This window comes from Armatimonadota bacterium, from assembly GCA_029907255.1.
Classification (GTDB): Bacteria; Armatimonadota; UBA5829; order DTJY01; family DTJY01; genus JAIMAU01.
Genome location: JARYMF010000004.1, coordinates 257,114 through 274,732, shown reverse-complemented (window position 1 = coordinate 274,732; position 17,619 = coordinate 257,114). Strand labels below are relative to the sequence as shown.

The window sequence follows — 17,619 nt, the reverse complement described above, 5'->3', positions numbered from 1 at the left end:
CAAGGAACTGGTTTCAATAATCTCAGCGATTGTCTTTCTTGCAGCGTTTTTGTATGCTTGGATTGCATGGATGAATTATAAACTTAGTGGGCGCATGCCAAGGTCTGCCGTTGCGGAGAATGCAGAATGAAAAAGTTTTACCAGCGCTTCTGGATTATGCTTGCGCTAATTGCCATTACCATCGGAGTTTTCCTGCCGGTGCTTCGAAATGAGTTTATAAATTTCGATGATGGCGAGTACGTGACAGAGAATGTACTTGTCAGAGCAGGATTAACATGGGAAGGTATTAAGTGGGCGTTTGCAACTAGGCATGCGGCAAATTGGCATCCTATGACGTGGATTTCCCATATGCTCGACGTTGAAGTGTATGGCATGAAGCCATGGGGGCACCATCTAACGAATCTTATTTTGCATCTGGCGACGACGCTTACTCTTTTTGGAATCCTCTTGAGTGTTACAGGCTATCCGTGGCGAAGCGCGCTCGTTGCGGCTTTTTTTGCGATACATCCGCTTCATGTGGAATCAGTCGCTTGGACGGCCGAAAGAAAGGATGTCTTGAGTGCCTTTTTCTGGATGGTCACCACATGGTCATATATCAGTTACGTGCAATCTCCTAGGGTTATGACTTACCTTCGAGTTATGGTCTTGTTTGCGCTTGGGCTTATGTCGAAACCTATGCTGGTTACCCTTCCCCTTGTTTTCCTGCTGCTAGACTACTGGCCCTTAAGACGCATCAGCCTTGCTCGTCACTCAACGTCGGCTGCTGCTTTAAGTAAGCATGGTAATCTTATACTTGAGAAGGCGCTGCTATTCGTGCTCTCAACTATATCATGCGTTATAACATACATTGCCCAGCATGAGGGCGAGGCTGTGAGAACGCTTCAAAAAGTTGCCATCACTGACCGTATTTCAAATGCGCTTGTTTCTTATGTTGCATATCTTGGCAAGATGCTCTGGCCAAGGAACCTTGCGATTTTCTATCCATACCCAATAGAGGGATTGCCGATTTGGCAAGTTGTTGGATCTGGTTTGGTTCTCGTTAGCATAACTTTGCTGGCAGTCTACCTAGCGCATAGCAGGCGCTATCTGGTGGTTGGCTGGTTTTGGTATCTCTTTACTTTGGTCCCGGTAATTGGCATAATCCAAGTTGGAAGCCAGGCAATGGCGGATAGGTACACTTATATTCCGCTCATTGGCATTTTCATCGCAATTGTTTGGGGAGTCCCCGACCTTCTGGGGAATATTGGATTAAAGGGAGCGAGAGAAGGAAGAAAGATTATCAATTTGCCTATTCTCCCATTTGCATCTGCTGTATCGCTTCTTGCCCTGGCAATCTGCACACGCATCCAAGTTGGCTACTGGCGTGATAGTGTCTCACTATTTGAACACACCCTTGCAGTGACAAAAAACAATGTTGTGGCTCATACAAGCCTTGGTGATGCTTTAAGGGAGAAGGGCAAAATAAAGCAGGCAATAGCACACTACTCAAGGGCGTTGGAAATCTATCCTTTCGATCCTAATGCAATGCTCAATCTTGGCGTTGCCCTAGCCGAAGGAGGGATGGTAAAGGAGGCAATCTTGCAGTTTAAAGAAGCATTGAAGGTCAATCCGAATGATGCTGATGCGTATAATAACCTGGGCTTGGCTCTTGCTTCACAGGGAAATCTATCTGAGGCAGTCGAACATTATGGCAAAGCGTTGTCGCTTAGGCCTGACTTTGCAAACGCTCACGGCAACCTTGGGCTAGCATTGGCGGCACAGGGGCGTATTGATGAGGCAATCGAACACTATAAGAAGGCTATACAGCTAAATCCTAACCTTGCAGAGGTTTACAATGACCTCGGATTGGCGCTAGCATTTAAGGGTGACCTTGATGGAGCAGTGCGCCAATTTAGAATAGCGGTTCAAAAGAATCCGCAGTTCGTGTCTGCTTACTACAATTTGGGGGTTGCTCTTGGTCAGTTAGGCAAGTTGGATGCGGCAATTCAAGCCTACCGGATGGCGATTCGACTTAATCCTAGGCACGCAAGCGCCCACAAAAATTTAGCTATTGCGCTGTATGAAAAAGGAGACTATGTGGGGGCGTGGTGGGAAATCCGTCTGTATGAGGAATATGGTGGAAAGCCTCCCAAAACTTTTTTGAAAGCACTCTCTGAGAAAATGCCTGAAAACTGAGGTAGGTATGTTCGAAAGACGACTTAACCTAATAATCTGCCTAGCGCTGCTTCTCTTAATATTTGCTACGTTTTGCCGCGTGCTCAACAACGATTTTCTCTCCTATGATGATCCCGAATATGTCGTAAATAATGTAAACGTGCACGGCCTTAACGTGCGAAATATCAGCTGGGCTTTTAGGACTGTGTATCAAGGCACTTGGCAGCCAATGGTTTGGCTGTCGTATATGTTTGACTGGGAACTTTTTCGTCTGGAGCCTTTTGGATATCATTTGATCAATCTGCTGCTTCATTCGGCTAACACGGTTGTGCTTTTTTTAGTCCTCGTTCGCATGACTGGCTTGCCTTGGCAGAGTGGCTTTGTGGCAGCGCTTTTTGCAATACACCCTTTACATATTGAGTCGGTTGCTTGGGTAGCCGAGAGAAAGGACGTCTTAAGTACGCTTTTTTGGATGCTTGCGCTGTGGGCATATGCCCGATATGTCCAATTTCCCAAGGTTTCGACCTATGCTCCAATTATTGTTTTCTTTGCCCTTGGCCTGATGTCAAAGCCAATGCTTGTAACTCTCCCATTCGTGCTTCTACTTTTGGATTACTGGCCGCTCTGCCGCAGCACACTTGCTAATCGCTCGCCTACTGCTCGGCATTTGAAATTAAGTACAAAGACTACCTCGCACCTGATTATTGAGAAGTTGCCGCTTTTCGGAATGGTATTGATTTCTTGCTATATTGCATACTATGCTCAGCAGAAGGGTGGAGCGATAAGCTCGTTTGAAGCCATACCGTTTGGCATTCGGGTTTCTAATGCAATTGTCTCCTATGTCCTGTATATTTTAAAGATGCTATGGCCGCAGAAGCTTGCAGTTATCTACCCCCATCCTCTCGATAAGATACCGGAATGGCAGGTGGTAGCTTCTGGATTGGCGCTTGCGATTTTGTTATATTTTGCCTTCCGAGCATCTAAACGCCGGCCGTACGTCGGAGTTGGATGGCTGTGGTTTATGGGCACCCTTGTTCCTGTAATTGGTCTGGTGCAGTTTGGCATGCATGGCATGGCGGATCGTTTTACCTACATTCCCTTGATTGGCCTTTTTATAGTAATCGCATGGGGAATCCCAGATTTAACTGGAAGCTTGAGTAGAAATAAAGTAATGGAAGAAAGTAAAAAGGCTAGCTGCTTCTTCAATGTTTTCCTCTATTCTTCCGTTCTTCCTTTAAGTGCTGTTATAACGCTTGTTTGTCTTTCTACTTGTACTTTTGTTCAATTGGGTTATTGGAAAAATAGCGTTGCGATTTTTACTCGAGCTCTTGAAGTAACATCGGAAAACTCGGTTGCTCATATGAACCTTGGCACTGCTTTAGCCGAGAAAAAAGACTATAAAACAGCCGCGAAACATTTCGAAGCCGCACTTAGAATAATGCCAGATCAGCCGAAGACTCATTTTAATTTAGGGAATGCGTTTTATGGAATGGGAGAAATTGACCTGGCAATCGCTCATTTTACGGAGGCGCTTAGGCTGAATCCGAATTTTGAAGACGCTCGGGTTAACCTAATCGCCGCCACTGCAGAGAAGCGGCGGCGAGCCAGTGCCAATGTGGTGCGGCAAGTTGTGAGGTCAAAGCAACGCGAAAATGCACTGGAACATTACCGTAAAGGCTTGGATTTTGACGTGCAGGGCAACCTGAACGAGGCTATGAGAGAATATCAAGAGGCAGTAAGGATTGATCCAACGCTTGCGGAGGCTCATAGCAACCTTGGGGTAATTCTTAAAGAATTAGGCAAGCTCGACGAAGCAATAGAAGAATACCGCAAGGCAATCAGGCTTGATCCGACACTTGGAGAAGCTCACAACAACCTTGCCATAGCCTTATATTTCAAGGGTGATTATGCAGGCGCATGGAGAGAGGTCAAGCTGTGTCGCAAATACGGGGTTACGCCTCATCCCGACTTTTTGAAAGCTCTATCCGAAAGAATGCCGGAGCCATAGGTGACTATGAAACACTATAGTATTCGAAAAAACAAAAAAAGCGGCAAATCAAGGTCAGAAGGATATCGTTTAGGAAGCGTTCCGTTTGTAAGCAATTCCAGGGCGACTATTGCAATATCGGCTGTATTGATTATCATTCTGACTATATTAATGCTTGCAGGTTCTATTTTTGCTGGCAAGGATTTTATTATTTCCCGTAACCGAGGGGATATCTGCCTACACTACGTTCATTTGAGGGAGTTTGGATTCCGCGAACTCAGGAACGGCAACCTAGCATTGTGGAATCCGTATGTTTTCTCTGGTAGCCCGTTTTTCGGTTTCTTTCAATCTGCGCTCTTATACCCTCCAAATTGGTTGCATTTGATACTTTCAGTTTCAAGGGCGATCAATCTTTTGGTTGCAGCGCACATCATTCTTGCGGGTTTGTTTATGTATCTATGGGTGGCACATCGTAGGCTACACCCGGGAGCATGTCTTCTTTCGGCAATTTTGTGGATGTTTTCTGCGCCTCTATTTATGCATGTGTATGCTGGTCATTTGCCTGTAATATGCGTTATGGCATGGGCGCCACTGATACTGCTTGCGATTGACGGTATGTTTGACAAGCCATCGCTGTCATGGTTCTTGCTGGGAGCATTTTCAGTTGCAATGCAAGGGCTAGCTGGTTTTCCACAGTGCATGTTCTACACCCTGGTGGCGGTGCTTTTCTACTCTGGGATTCGGATAATAAAAACAGAAAAAAGACTCATTACAGGGCTTTGCGTGATGGGGATGTATGTTGTGGGAAGTGCGCTGTCTGCCGTCCAGCTTCTAACGGGGCTTCAGGCGGCGGCCGAGAGCATTCGCGGCGGGGGTGTAAAGTATGACTATGCGGCAATGTTCTCTTTCCCTCCTGAAAATTTGATTACCTTGTTGGTCCCTGGGTTTTTCGGAAATATGATTAAATTCCCCTATTGGGGGCGTTGTTTCTTGTGGGAAATGTCGCTTTATATAGGAGTGAGTGGCTTCTTCCTGGCGCTTTATGGAGCGATATTTGGCGACAAACAGATCCGACGTCTCTCACTTGCAATGGTGTTCATCCTTATTGTGCTTGCCTTGGGATCGCATACTCCGCTTTTCAATGTTTTATATTATTGGATTCCTGGGTTTAACTCATTCCGTGGGATGTCGAAATTTATACTTCAAGCCACCCTTTTTACAATTATGTTAGCCGGGGTTGGTTTTGATCGGATGTTAAGAAAGCCGCCGGAAAGTCGGGCTTTTGTAGCAAGCGTTCCATGTATTGGTTTAGTTCTCGGCATTTTGGCGTTTTTTATTCGAACGTCGGCAGCAAATCCAGATGGATTATGGAAAAGATTTTCTACAGCTATTACTAGTTCAGCTGAGTGCTATATTGGCAGGCATGGAATCTTAGAGTCAGATTTCTTCCTGCAGGCTGGAAAGTTTGCCTCTGAGTCTTTGCTCATTTCTGCCGGAATTTGTCTATTATTGTTTGTTCTCCTTATGATTGCGAGGAAGGAAAAGCGAGCTGTATACGCAATTGGCGTGTTGGCGGTGGTTGAGATTCTCGTTTTTGCTCGCATGCTTTGCGTGAGCTTTGATTCAAAGCTGGCAGATAATCCAAGTCTGAGAGCTTTTCTTGCGAAGAATCCGGGGGATTACCGGATTCTTTGGCCAGATAATCCAAACCATGCTATGTGCGTTGGCAGGTATGATGTATGGGGTTATGATGCGCTTGTTCTTCGCCGATATGCAGAATTTATTGCATTTATAAATGGGAAAGACCCCGATGAAGCGAAGGCTGAGATACGTTCATTTAGCGTTCATCCTCTGGCGAGCCTAATCAGATGCAGATACGTTTTCATTCCTCAGGGAGGTGCGGTACAGGTCTTCGAGTTGCCTAATCCTTTGCCGTTGCTAAATTTAGTTCAGGACTGGAAGGTTGCCACTGGCCGTGATGATATCCTTGCCAAGATGAGTGAAAATGGGTTTAATCCGAGAAAGACTGTTATTCTTGAGTCGGAGCCATATCCCAAGCCAGTTCCATCGGGAAGAATCGGCAAGGCAAGACTTTTGAAGCGTTCGACTGATGAGCTGGTGGTGGAGGCTGAGCTACCTGACCCGGCGATATTACTCATAACGGATGCGTACTCTAAAGGCTGGCGTGCAAAGCCACTGCCTGGTAGCGACCAAAGAAAGTACAACCTGATGCCTGCGGATTATATTCTCCGCGCAATTCCACTTTCAGCAGGACATCACTGGATAAAAATTGAATACGTGCCTACAGCATTCACAATAGGGAAATGGATTTCAATCGTGTCTAGTATTATTTACCTTTTTGCCGTTGTGGTGTGCGCCAGAAGGTCGAGAAAACTTATTTAGAAACGGGATTCAAGCTGAGAATCAGCCTGCCTTTATTCAGCTTCGGGGTACGACCCAAGCACCGTAACGAACAGTGTGTACTCCTTTAGCGCATTCAAAGCTTTTTGAATTGGCGCGTCTTTGAAATGACCCTGGCAGTCCACAAAGAAGACGTATTCCCATGGCGTGAGTTTTGTCGGGCGCGATTCAATCATTGTGAGATTAATGTCGTATTTCTCGAATGCACTCAATGCGCGGAAAAGCGAGCCAGCTTTGTGTGCGACTGAGAACATAAGTGATGTTTTGTCCTTTCCGCTCGGTGCAGGCTCGTTGTAGCCAACGACGAGGAAGCGGGTTCGGTTTTGGGGATTATCTTCGATATGTTCTGCCAGTATTTTAAGGCCGTAATACTCAGCTGCTAAGCTTGTGGCTATTGCTGCTGAGCCCTTTTCAGTTGCGCAGATTTGGGCGGCTTTGGCAGTTGTTGACACTTCTTTAATTTCTGCGTTTGGAAGATTTGCCCTTAACCAATTTCGACACTGTGCAACTGCCGTGGGAATTGAGTAAACGCACTTTATCTCTGAAAGGTCCTCAGCCAAAGATAATAGGTTGTGGGTGATTGGAAGGTAGACCTCCGAGCAAATCTTCAACTTTGACTGCAAGAATGTGTCTAGCGTGTGGTTTATAACCCCTTCGGTTGAGTTTTCAATAGGGACAACGCCGAAGTCGGCTCGTTCGCGCTCGACCTCGCTAAATACATCTGGTATGGTATCCATTGAGACGAAAGAGCATGATGAGCCAAACTTGCTTATGGCTGCCATATGAGTGTTGGTGGCAGGTGGCCCCCAATAGGCAATTGTTAGCGGTTTCTCGAGTGCTCTTGAGGCTGAGATTATTTCGCGATAGATTGCCTGCACAGCTGAGTTTGGCAATGGCCCAGTATTCGCCTGAATTAGCTTTGTAAGCACTTGTCGTTCGCGCTCAGGTGCGAAAGTGCTTTTCTTCATCTTTGCCTTGTATTTGCCAATCTCAAGGGCGAGCTCAGCACGCTTGTTCAATAGTTCAAGGATTTGCTGGTCGATTTTGTCTATTTGTTTCCTTATGCTTGCTATGTCCATGGACTTCCCCGCGGCTACTAATTAGCTTTAGCAACATTACTATAAATGATTTTGCCTATAAGGGCAAGGGTGTGTTTGAAATTGTTACATTCATGCATAGCAGTGAACAATTTATCAGAGCCGTGCCATCGAATTTGCGCAAGTTGGTTGGCAAAATATCTGGTTTCGGATTGCTTTTTGCCGTCATATTAATTGATAAGGCCCGTCCGAGCGGACGAGCCTTATCGTATATTGATGGGGCGAGAAATGGGATTCGAACCCACGACCTCCAGGGCCACAACCTGGCGCTCTAACCGGCTGAGCTATTCCCGCCGCGACCTACGTGGCGCCCCCGACAGGATTCGAACCTGTGGCCCACTGCTTAGAAGGCAGTTGCTCTGTCCCCTGAGCTACGGGGGCCCATTTGCAAAGAAAAAAGCACCTTCCACCTATCGGTGCTTGCTTTCGAATTGATGGAGCGGGAGACGGGGATCGAACCCGCGACATCCAGCTTGGAAGGCTAGCGCTCTACCAACTGAGCTACTCCCGCATTTTAATAGCTTTGCTCTGTGTAAATGTATTATACCACAATTCGAACTAATGTCAAGAAACTGTGCCCGCGGTTTTGACGTTAGTAGTCTCTTCGTTCGATTCCTCTGCAGCGAGGATGTCTTCTTCCTCACTTCTTGTGTCGTAAACCAACCCAAATGCCAGTCGCCCTACAAGTGGCATTTTGTGCTCCTCGCCGTAATAAGCCTTAAGCATAGAAGTGCCTGCGAATAAGAGCATTGAGAGCCCAGGTAGCCACCAAAGAAAAGAGAGGGCTGGTATGCATTTGATGGTAATTAGCAGAAGTGTTAAAAATGTGAACCCGAACGTTGATTGAAGGGCATGAAAACGGACAAAATGGCTTTTTTTCTCAAGTATAAGGATGATAAAGCCGAGAAGATAAAAATACGATGCTACTGCAACGACGTTTTCTTCAAATCCTAGGCTTGATTGACCGTAATCATCCATGTAAAAACCACCACACATGGATAACTCTAATCAGTGTTTAGAGTTTGTTGCGAGTACCTATATTGTTATGCTTAGCTAGTATAGCACAAGAGCATCAGGTTTTCAACGTGGATTTTGCATTCTTAGCCCCCAGGACTGATGTAGCTGAAATTTACTGTTTCTAGCTGCTTCTATAAGGCTCAAGAACACTGAAAAGACGGTTGAGCTTGGCAGGGTCTTTTTTCCCAATTGAGGATTCCACGCCTGTGCAGACGTCTATTCCATTTGGCCGAACTGCCTGCAATGCCATAATGACATTTCCGTCGTTTATTCCGCCAGCCAATATGCCAGGGACCGTTCTGTCTTTGAGAAGGGCTCGTATTGCATTCCAATCGCCAACCATGCCCGTACCGCCAAGCATTGTTTTAGTGCCGGTAGTATCAAGCGTATCTACGGCGATTGCATCGACCCCTGAGTTTTCGAGGTCTTCTGCGAGCGTAATTAAAAACTCAAGATCCACTGCTCCATGGCCTTTTGGAGGAAGGTGGAGGCACTTCCAAATCCTACAGTCCAAGGCGCTTTTCAAAGTGGCAATGAATTCTGGAGGCTCATTGCCGAGAAGCTGGATTGCAAAGGGGTTGAGCTCATCTACGATTTTGCGGATGCGATCCAGGCTGTTGTTGAATACAAGAGCTACACCGGGGATGGGTGGAGATTTGAAGAGCTTTCCAGCTTGCGTTAGAGAAATCGAGCGTGGGGAGTAAGCTACATCAATGAGTACACCAAAGTAATCTGCACCGGCCTCTGCAACGAGATCGCGGTCCTCGGCGCTTGTGATACCGCAGATCTTGACAAAGTCAAGTCGGTAGGCGCCAAGCGTCGAATTGTGTGGCATGGGTTTGGGCTCCTTTCGATAGTTCAATGAAAATTCTCGAGAGGGCTAAGATGGCACATTTATCCGCGCCTATATGGGGATTATAGGACATAGGTGTGTGCTTCATTGCCTCGTAGGCTCCAGGTTGGCAATTTGCCTGAAGCAACCCAACGGTTGTGATATTTTAGCATGCCAAAGCTGTATAGTCAATTGTTTTTTCGATATCGTGAAATGTGAAACCTTTGATTGTTTGCCATTATTATATTTTGGATATCTAGGCTGAAAACTTGAAGAAGACAATGTCTCCGTCTTGAAGTATATATTCCCTGCCTTCTAATCTAATTTTTCCAAGATGCCGCGCATTTGCCCATGAGCCTGAGGCTTTGAGGTCTTCGTAAGAGACGACTTCGGCTTTTATGAAGCCTTTCTGGATATCTTTGTGTATCATTCCGGCAGCGTGATAGGCATCCGACCCCCGGCGTATTGGCCATGCAGTTACACATCTCCCGACAATTGTGTAGAAAGTGATAAGGTCAAGAAGCCGGTATGCTGCAATTAAAATCTCTGCAAGGGCATTTGTAGGCATTCCAAACTCGTTCGCAAACTCCTCAGCCTCTTCTGGTGAAAGTTCTGCTAAATCGCAGGCTAATTTGCATGGGAGCTCATATAGCAGTTCCCCGTGCTCCTTTGCCCATTCTCGAAGACGTAGAAGGTACTCATTCTCGCATTGGTCCCCAATGTTCGCCACTAGCATTCGTGGCTTTGCCGACAGGAGATTTAGGGGGCCGGCTTTTGACATTAATTCGGGGGCAACCACTCCGCTTCGTAAGTTTTTTCCGGAATTTAAGGCGTCGAAGATAGCTAGCAACGCCTCACGTTCTTCTTTTTGCTCTTTTAGACTTGGGTTCTTGCCAATTTTGTCTAGCCTTCGGTCGAGCACAACGAGGTCTGCGAGTCGAAGCTCGGTATCAATAATCTCAAGATCGCGAATAGGGTCTGGTTCTCCTTCCACGTGGGAAATGTGCGGTGCCTCGAAGCACCTCAGAACTTGGATTATTGCATCTACATTTCGAATATAGCCAAGGAACTCGTTACCAAGGCCCTCGCCTTTGCTGGCGCCGCGGACTAAGCCTGCGATATCAACCAGGCGGAAAGTAGCCGGACGAGCTTCTTCCTGTTCTGCAATAATCTTTAAATCGTCTAGGCGTGCGTCGGGAACGGGAACGATTGCTTCGTTTTTGCCAACAGTAGTGAACGGATAGTTTGAGACTTCCGCACTAGCGCGTGTTATTGCATTGAAAAAAGTTGTCTTGCCGACGTTAGGCAATCCGACAATGCCACATGAAACCATTACGTGATCCTAAAGAGTCTGACTCTAGAGCTTATTCTATTATATCATTACAAGGTTCTTATTTCCCACAAAATTTAATTTCGAATTCTGGTTACATCCTGGCTAGAACCAAAGGTAGCGTTGTGTTCCAGCTGAGGGTGCCTTTTGCGAGTGCATTCGGGAGCGACAGGAAAGTCGGGTTTTGCAAGATCAAAGGCTTTTTGCAGGAAGCCCGACTTTTGCGGATTAACATATCCGTTGGTGAAAAGTATGAAACATGTATTATTGACAACGACGCTTATCTTTTTGATTTCCATGACCAGCCAGGCGGGCATTGTTGGGGGAAGAAAGCTGTTTAAGTTTGAAAATAAGAAAGATTTTGAGTCGTTTTGGCTTACCCATGCTAGGTGGAACTCAGCCGTTGGCGGAGTCGAAGCTAAATTTGCTGAGGATGGCAACAAAAACATCAAAACTCTTGCTTCCTCACCAATTGATAATCCATATCCATCGGCTTTGATAGAATCACCCGTGATAGAAATCGGCTTCCCTTGCAGTGAGATTATTGTTTCTTGGAATGCAGTTACTCCGTTGGGAAGCTATCTGCGGGTGTACGTGCAGACGCGCTCAGCTGGCGTTTGGAGCAAAAGGTTTACTGTTGCCATCTGGAGTCGTGAATCCCGCGCTGACTTTCGAACTAGCCTCAGACTGCAAAAAGATATGTTTGCAAGGATGGAATCCGATACGCTGTTTATTACAAAACCTGCCGATGCGTTTCGGGTTTTGGCGGAGCTTTCAACGAGGGATGGAAAGACTTATCCAATTCTTAAGATGCTTGCAGTTCATGCTCTTGCCAAAGATTCTCGCCCTGGTAGGCTCAGGAAACACCGAGAAGTTTGGGGGAAGGACCTCCTTGTTCCCGAGCGCTCCCAGCTCACTGTTCCCGAAGGCTATCGGTTTTGCAGCGCTACTTCGACTGCGATGGTGCTCGATTGGTGGGCACAGAAGCTTGGACGCCCCAAACTTTCTGTGCCGCTCCAAACAGCGGTTGATGGCATTTATGACAAGGGTTGGGGTGGAACAGGCAATTGGACTTTCAATACAGCGTACGCTGCGGAGTTCGGCGGCCTTAAGGCATATGTCACGAGGCTTTCGAGTGTATCTCAGATTGAGCAGTGGATTGCTAAAGATGTTCCAGTAATCGTTAGCCTTGATTATAATATCCTCCGTGGAAAAGCAGGTCGGGACATGGGCCATTTGATGGTAATCCGCGGCTTTACTGAGGAAGGGGATCCTATTTTTAATGACCCATACACTTTCCTTGACAAGGGAGAATGTGTGCGCAAAGTTTTCCCTCGGTCGAATTTCGAAGCTTCTTGGCTTACTGAGGAAGGTTCAAAAGGCACTGTTTACCTAATCTACCCGGAAGGCTGGGAAATACCTCAAAATAGGTATCTGGATTGGTAAAGCACAGGTTATTAGTTTCGAGGTTGCGTTGCTTTCTGTGAGTTCAAATTATGTCTGCAAGCATTAAGTCTGTAACTTCCAAGAATACTTTTCATCGCGTAATTTTCTGATTTACCCTCTTAAATTACTTGCCACATTACAAGAAGAAAGCTGAGCCTTGACCATTTGTGTTTTAGTAGGATTTGATTTCTGAAATATTAATCTAGAAAATGAACTGCCTGTATATTGGTATGCCTAGTGCCCACCCAATTAGTGTCCAGGTGCTGGCGATGACATAATCTCCGAGAATAAGGCCCATAAAGAACGGAAGAAGTGTCCGATAAAGCTTGATTCCGCCATATCGGAGTGTAAGGACCTTGCAAAACCAGCCGATGAATGCAGTAAACCAAAAGTAATCCATCGCATAACTTACTGCAAGCCCATAGCCAATAGGATGGAATGGCCACCAGAGAAAGCGCGATTTCATAATTGTCAAGAATATGGCAAATGCACCGCCAGAAACCATTGCAGTCAGTGCCGCGCCATCTGGTTTCTTGGGGTTTAACACCCAGCTGTTCAGCCTATCGAAGGCATAGCTTCCGATACTCGTCCGATAGCCAGCAATGATCTTGGCAGTTGCAGCCCCATTAATATAGTACATATGGAGGAGTGACCAAAAAGTTGATAAAATGCCCAGCACAACAGCAACCATTATTATTACTGTAAGCTTGCGGCCACTTGATTTGCATACCTCGCCGATTTTGAAAGCTTCGAGTTGATGAGGCGCAACAAGGTTTCGGTAGCCGCGGTTGAACCAATAGAAGTAGCTTATTATGGTGAGATTTCTTATCCCGAGGGCTTGGGTCCCGAAGGCAGCCGTCATTATCTCTTCGGGCCGGTAAAAGTTCAATTCATGTGCAGGTGGGCCGAGTTCTGCGCGAATGCGTGTGATGGCGATTGCCACGATAAAGTATAGTGCAAAGAAAACCACTGGGACAAATGGTGATGCGCCAGCAAGAATGCAAAATATATAGAGAAACGCCAATCCGAAGCCGATTCCTATGAAGGCTGTTCGGTATGACATAGGCTCGGTCGAATCGTCGATTTCGGACTCTTGTCCAAGTGCGCGCTTTATAACCTCCCGAAGGTAGTTCCGACTTCCATACACCATTATTAGTGCTAGAATTATCCATGCTCCATCTGCTTGCTCGGCGAAGTACGGAAACCTTTGCATTGCTGGGCTTGCGCCGGCATCGCGCCAACCCATTGCGACCGCAAAAACGTCAAGCATTTTGCGGAATAAGTAAAAAAACCAACAGCTAAATGACAAATCCGCGGGCAGGAAGAAAGTCAGCCCGATTGCGAAGGGGTAGAAGGAAATCGGGAACCAACCGACGCCGTTCCATGGGCGATTCTGGATGAACTGTCCTATGTTGTAGACCTTAATTTGGATATAGGGCACGGATGGATAGAAGAAGTTCAGGTTGTTTAGCGTTTCGATTAGTACTGGAATAATGAAGCCAATCCAGAGGAATTTGTTTTTGAAAAAACCTGACTGGCCTCCTTCTTTGGTCATTTCGAGCGGCATTTGAATTATCGGAAAGCTTAGGCGCTCGCGGTCACTCCACTGCTTGCGGACAATTACGTTAATGCAGAGGAGTGTAAAAGCAATCACAACCATGAACGTGCCCCAAACGGCGATTGGTGTGAGCCATGCTAGGATGTGTTCCTTTGTATAGAATGTCGAGTTGCCTTCGTAAAACCCTCTTAGCACTTCTTTATCTCGAACTGCAAACCATTTTGGGATGTAGCGGTGGAATTTCTGCCAGTCATTTTGTGGATTGTCAAACCAAAAGACATTTGTGATATTTGGAAGGAGATTGCCCATCATATCATGGCCACACATGGCGGTCGAAATGCTGAGCATAATGTAGACCACCATCAGCTCGCCCTGGTTCAGCGTTAGGCTAGGGAAGCGCTTAGCGATAAGGATGTTGGCAATGGTTAAGACGAAGAGGAGAAAAACGACTGTCATAAATAAGGAAACACAGGTGCTGTCGTTGCTACACCATTTGATTTCGGTGATTGTAACCCAGTAGCAGTTAAACGGCACGAGAATCAGGCCGAGGAGGATTGCTCGGAACCTGATGCCGTACTTAGGAGTTTTTGCTTTGTCCAATCGTTTTCCTGCCGAAGTAGAGTGTTCGTCCGACCTCAACTATATCAAGGGCAGCGTAGGGTGTCAAGAATGCGCCATGTAAGATAGCCTTTTTGGGGGTTTGACCAATAATTACCCAATAGTGTAGAATTATGGCCGTGACTAAATACGAGTTTTTTGGGCGGTAAAATCAAAGTCATTAGTGACTTTGGTTTTTCAATCAGTGCCCCAATTTTATGCTACATCGGCATTCTATTTTTTAGGTTGGTGGTTATGTTCAAAATTTGTGTATGCATCAAGCAAGTTCCTGCGACTACGGAGGTAAAGTTCGATCCTGAGACAAACACACTAATTCGCGAAGGCGTTGAGACCCAGATTAACCCTTTTGACCTTTATGCACTGGAGGAGGCAGTTCGGATGAAGGAACGCCTTCAGGAGCAAGGTGAGGAAGCTACCGTTACAGCGGTCACGATGGGTCCGCCACAGGCTGAGGAAGCCCTGAGAGAAGCAATTTCGCTCGGCGCGGATGGTGGAATACTGCTGTCTGACCGAGCCTTCGCCGGTGCGGATACTTGGGCAACGTCCTACACGCTTGCAAAAGCCCTCGCGAAGCTTGAGCCAGCTCTCGTATTTTGTGGGATGCAGGCGATTGATGGTGATACTGGTCAAGTTGGGCCAGGTATAGCGGTGCACCTAGATTATGCCCAGGCAACCTATGTGGCAAAAATTGAGTCCTTTGACAAGAAGAAGTTGACCGTCAGGCGGCTACTTGAGAATGGCTATGAGGTTTGTTCTGTTCGCCTGCCGGCTGTTCTAACCGTGGTAAAGGAGATTAACGAGCCTAGAACCCCTTCTCTGCGAGGAAAGATGAACGCGAAGAAGGCGCAGATACCCGTCTGGAAGCCAGACGACATAGAGGCTTCTCCGGAGAAGATAGGGCTTCAAGGTTCACCAACGCAGGTAATCAAAGTTTTTTCACCGCCTCGCCGAGAGGGCGGAGAAAAATTCACAGGCGAGCCAGATGAGCTTGCTGACAAGTTGTTAAACGTATTGAAGGAGATGGAGATAGTCTAGTGGCAATCCGAGTTATAGAAAGCAAATGCAATGGTTGCGGATTATGTGTAAAAGCATGTCCGCTTAATGCAATTACCGTTAATAACAAGCTGGCAATCATTGACCTTGACATTTGTAACTACTGTGGTTCGTGCGTGAGCGCCTGTCGGCTTCGTGCGATAGCCATCGAGATTGAGAAGCAACCGGCCGAAGATCTTGGGCAATATAGGGGAGTCTGGGTTTTTGGCGAGCAGTTCCGCGGCAAAATTGCTCCTGTCGTGTTTGAGCTCATAGGTGTCGGTCGCAAGCTTGCCGACGATCGCGGGGCAGAGTTGGCAGTTATCGTTCTTGGAAATAATCTTGGCGATGCAGCCGCCGAACTCGCTGAATATCCAGTTGACAAGATTTACCTTTATGAAGCTCCTGAACTGGCTCAGTATGATGGAGAGCGGTATTCTCGAATCTTAGCAGATGTTATCCGTGAGCTGAAGCCGGAGATTATGCTTGCAGGTGCAACAACAACGGGGCGATCGTTCCTTTCGCAAGTGGCAATTCGTCTATATACAGGGTTGACCGCCGACTGCACCGGTTTGGCGATTGGTAAGGATGATGGTCTGCTATACCAAACGCGCCCAGCATACGGTGGCAACGTGATGGCAACTATTCTTTGTCCATATACCCGCCCGCAGATGGCAACCGTGCGGCATAAGGTATTCCCAGTAAGCCCGAAGCGGAATGATGGGAAGAAAGCACAGATTATAAACCTCACCCCCAAGCCTCAACTTTTCAGTTCTCGCAGCGAGATTCTCGACTTCATTGAGCAGTACGAGTCGACGGTCAACCTCGTCGAGGCGGATATCATTGTATCTGGCGGTCGGGGCATTCAGGATCCCTCAAACTTTTCAATGCTTGAGGAGTTGGCAAAACTGCTTGGTGGCGCAGTCGGTGCAAGCAGGGCGGCTGTGGACGCAGGATGGATTCCATACTGCCATCAAGTTGGACAAACAGGAAAGACTGTCTGTCCAAAACTCTATATTGCATGTGGAATTAGCGGTGCGGTTCAGCATCTTGCGGGAATGTCGTCTTCAGACACTATCATTGCAATCAACAAAGATCCTGATGCACCAATCTTCGGCGTTGCAGATGTGGGCTTTGTCGGCGACTGCCTTGAAATCATTCCTTTGTTAACCAAAAAGATAAAGGCGATGCGAGGACTCGAAACCTGAAGACTGACAACCACGTATTGTATTGAAATATGGCTTGTCAGACTCTGCGGTTAAAATGCGTAGTGCTTTAAAATTATTGGTTTTAACTATTTTGCTATCGCTTTTGGCTACTTTTGGGCGGACTGACCCTGACATACGCGCTCAAGTTCGCCAAGCGACTCAAGCTTTCAAGGATATAACTCTGACGTGTCGGGTCTTGTATGCAAATGTTCCCGAGCTAAAGAAAATTGGAAAGGACTTCCCGAATAGCTACGAGTTCAAATCCACCACAATCAAATACAAAGCCCCTGACAAAATGAAAATTGAGGGCAAGCTTGGGTTGGTAACAGTTGCAATTGTAATAAATGGAGACATTAAGTCAATTAGGGCGCCGGGATTGCATATATCAAAGAAGGAGAACATTGCTAGGCAACCCCATAAGCGGCAGGGAGACCTTGACATCGGCATCTTTACCGACCAGCTGTGGCAGGATTACGTAGTTACCAATGTAGAGACCGAAGAAGGACAGAACGGCAAGCTCTACAAAATTGCTTTTGTTAGGTCAAATTCAAAGAACAAAAAGCTAGTCCTGTGGGCTGAGCCAAAGACTTGGAAGCTACTTAAGTTAGAGAAATATGAAGATGATGGCACATTGAAGTCAAGGTACATATACTCAAACCACAGACGTTACGGCCCAATTTGGGTCCCAGGGCATATAGATGTCTACAATCGGGACGGCAAGCTAGCCGGCTCGACAATGTATGAAAATATCAAAGTTAATTCTGGAATCCCCGACTCTGAGTTCAAACCTTAACGCCCACAAGACAGGGAATTCGAAGCACTAAAAGCAAGTCAGCAGTAGACAAAGAATTTAAGGCACATTTTGAAAGCGACTGCCATAGTGCTTAGTCAAGGAAGGTATAAACCTTGACAAAGAGCG

At 46.6% G+C, this 17,619-nt stretch carries 12 protein-coding genes and 3 tRNA genes; 7 read left to right on the top strand and 8 right to left on the bottom strand.

The annotated features are described in order from the left end of the window. The first annotated feature begins 126 nt into the window (after positions 1 to 126). Genes QHH26_05180 through QHH26_05170 form a run of 3 tightly spaced genes read left to right on the top strand, consistent with a single transcriptional unit; the run spans position 127 to position 6,544 of the window. Entirely contained in the window at positions 127 to 2,175 is a 2,049-nt protein-coding gene (locus QHH26_05180) for a tetratricopeptide repeat protein (GenBank protein MDH7481356.1), read from the top strand. Positions 2,176 to 2,182: 7 nt separating this feature from the next. Further along, entirely contained in the window at positions 2,183 to 4,162 is a 1,980-nt protein-coding gene (locus tag QHH26_05175; GenBank protein MDH7481355.1) for a tetratricopeptide repeat protein, read from the top strand. Positions 4,163 to 4,168: 6 nt separating this feature from the next. Then, positions 4,169 to 6,544 carry a hypothetical protein gene (locus tag QHH26_05170; protein ID MDH7481354.1) on the top strand — a complete coding sequence of 792 codons (2,376 nt, stop codon included), beginning with the start codon at positions 4,169 to 4,171 and terminating at the stop codon, positions 6,542 to 6,544. Between the two features lie 32 nt (positions 6,545 to 6,576). Here the strand turns inward: QHH26_05170 and pheA are convergent, their stop codons facing one another. From pheA to ychF, 7 genes are all read right to left on the bottom strand, one after another. After that, positions 6,577 to 7,641 carry a prephenate dehydratase gene (gene pheA / locus QHH26_05165; GenBank protein MDH7481353.1) on the bottom strand — a complete coding sequence of 355 codons (1,065 nt, stop codon included), beginning with the start codon at positions 7,639 to 7,641 and terminating at the stop codon, positions 6,577 to 6,579. 235 nt (positions 7,642 to 7,876) lie between these two features. Then, positions 7,877 to 7,953 (bottom strand) — tRNA-His (locus QHH26_05160). A gap of 11 nt (positions 7,954 to 7,964) precedes the next feature. Next, a tRNA-Arg gene (locus QHH26_05155) sits at positions 7,965 to 8,040 on the bottom strand. Positions 8,041 to 8,094: 54 nt separating this feature from the next. Continuing rightward, positions 8,095 to 8,170, bottom strand: a tRNA-Gly gene (locus QHH26_05150). Positions 8,171 to 8,223: 53 nt separating this feature from the next. Then, positions 8,224 to 8,637 (bottom strand): hypothetical protein, encoded by a 414-nt coding sequence (locus tag QHH26_05145; GenBank protein MDH7481352.1) that lies wholly within the window; start codon positions 8,635 to 8,637, stop codon positions 8,224 to 8,226. 160 nt (positions 8,638 to 8,797) lie between these two features. Next, on the bottom strand, positions 8,798 to 9,511 hold the full coding sequence (locus tag QHH26_05140; GenBank protein ID MDH7481351.1) for a phosphoribosylanthranilate isomerase: 714 nt from the start codon (positions 9,509 to 9,511) through the stop codon (positions 8,798 to 8,800). 253 nt (positions 9,512 to 9,764) lie between these two features. Then, positions 9,765 to 10,841 carry a redox-regulated ATPase YchF gene (gene ychF, locus QHH26_05135; GenBank protein MDH7481350.1) on the bottom strand — a complete coding sequence of 359 codons (1,077 nt, stop codon included), beginning with the start codon at positions 10,839 to 10,841 and terminating at the stop codon, positions 9,765 to 9,767. A 249-nt stretch (positions 10,842 to 11,090) separates the two neighbouring features. Here ychF and QHH26_05130 point away from each other — a divergent pair, with 249 nt between their 5' ends. Then, a complete protein-coding gene (locus QHH26_05130) occupies positions 11,091 to 12,284 on the top strand; it encodes a peptidase C39 family protein (GenBank protein MDH7481349.1) in 1,194 nt (397 codons plus the stop codon). A gap of 202 nt (positions 12,285 to 12,486) precedes the next feature. Here QHH26_05130 and QHH26_05125 read toward each other — a convergent pair whose 3' ends face one another. After that, positions 12,487 to 14,442, bottom strand: a complete 1,956-nt coding sequence (locus QHH26_05125; protein MDH7481348.1) for a hypothetical protein — start codon at positions 14,440 to 14,442, stop codon at positions 12,487 to 12,489. Between the two features lie 252 nt (positions 14,443 to 14,694). On the opposite strand from QHH26_05125, the gene QHH26_05120 reads away from it, so the two are divergent. Genes QHH26_05120 through QHH26_05110 form a run of 3 tightly spaced genes read left to right on the top strand, consistent with a single transcriptional unit; the run spans position 14,695 to position 17,493 of the window. Then, complete coding sequence (locus QHH26_05120; protein MDH7481347.1) at positions 14,695 to 15,495, top strand: electron transfer flavoprotein subunit beta/FixA family protein; 801 nt, start codon at positions 14,695 to 14,697, stop codon at positions 15,493 to 15,495. Beyond that, positions 15,495 to 16,700 carry an electron transfer flavoprotein subunit alpha gene (locus QHH26_05115; protein ID MDH7481346.1) on the top strand — a complete coding sequence of 402 codons (1,206 nt, stop codon included), beginning with the start codon at positions 15,495 to 15,497 and terminating at the stop codon, positions 16,698 to 16,700. The genes QHH26_05120 and QHH26_05115 overlap by 1 nt, the downstream gene beginning before the upstream one ends. 55 nt (positions 16,701 to 16,755) lie before the next feature. Beyond that, the gene (locus tag QHH26_05110; GenBank protein MDH7481345.1) at positions 16,756 to 17,493 is read left to right on the top strand and encodes an outer membrane lipoprotein-sorting protein; all 738 of its coding nucleotides are present in this window, start codon (positions 16,756 to 16,758) and stop codon (positions 17,491 to 17,493) included. Positions 17,494 to 17,619: the final 126 nt, after the last annotated feature.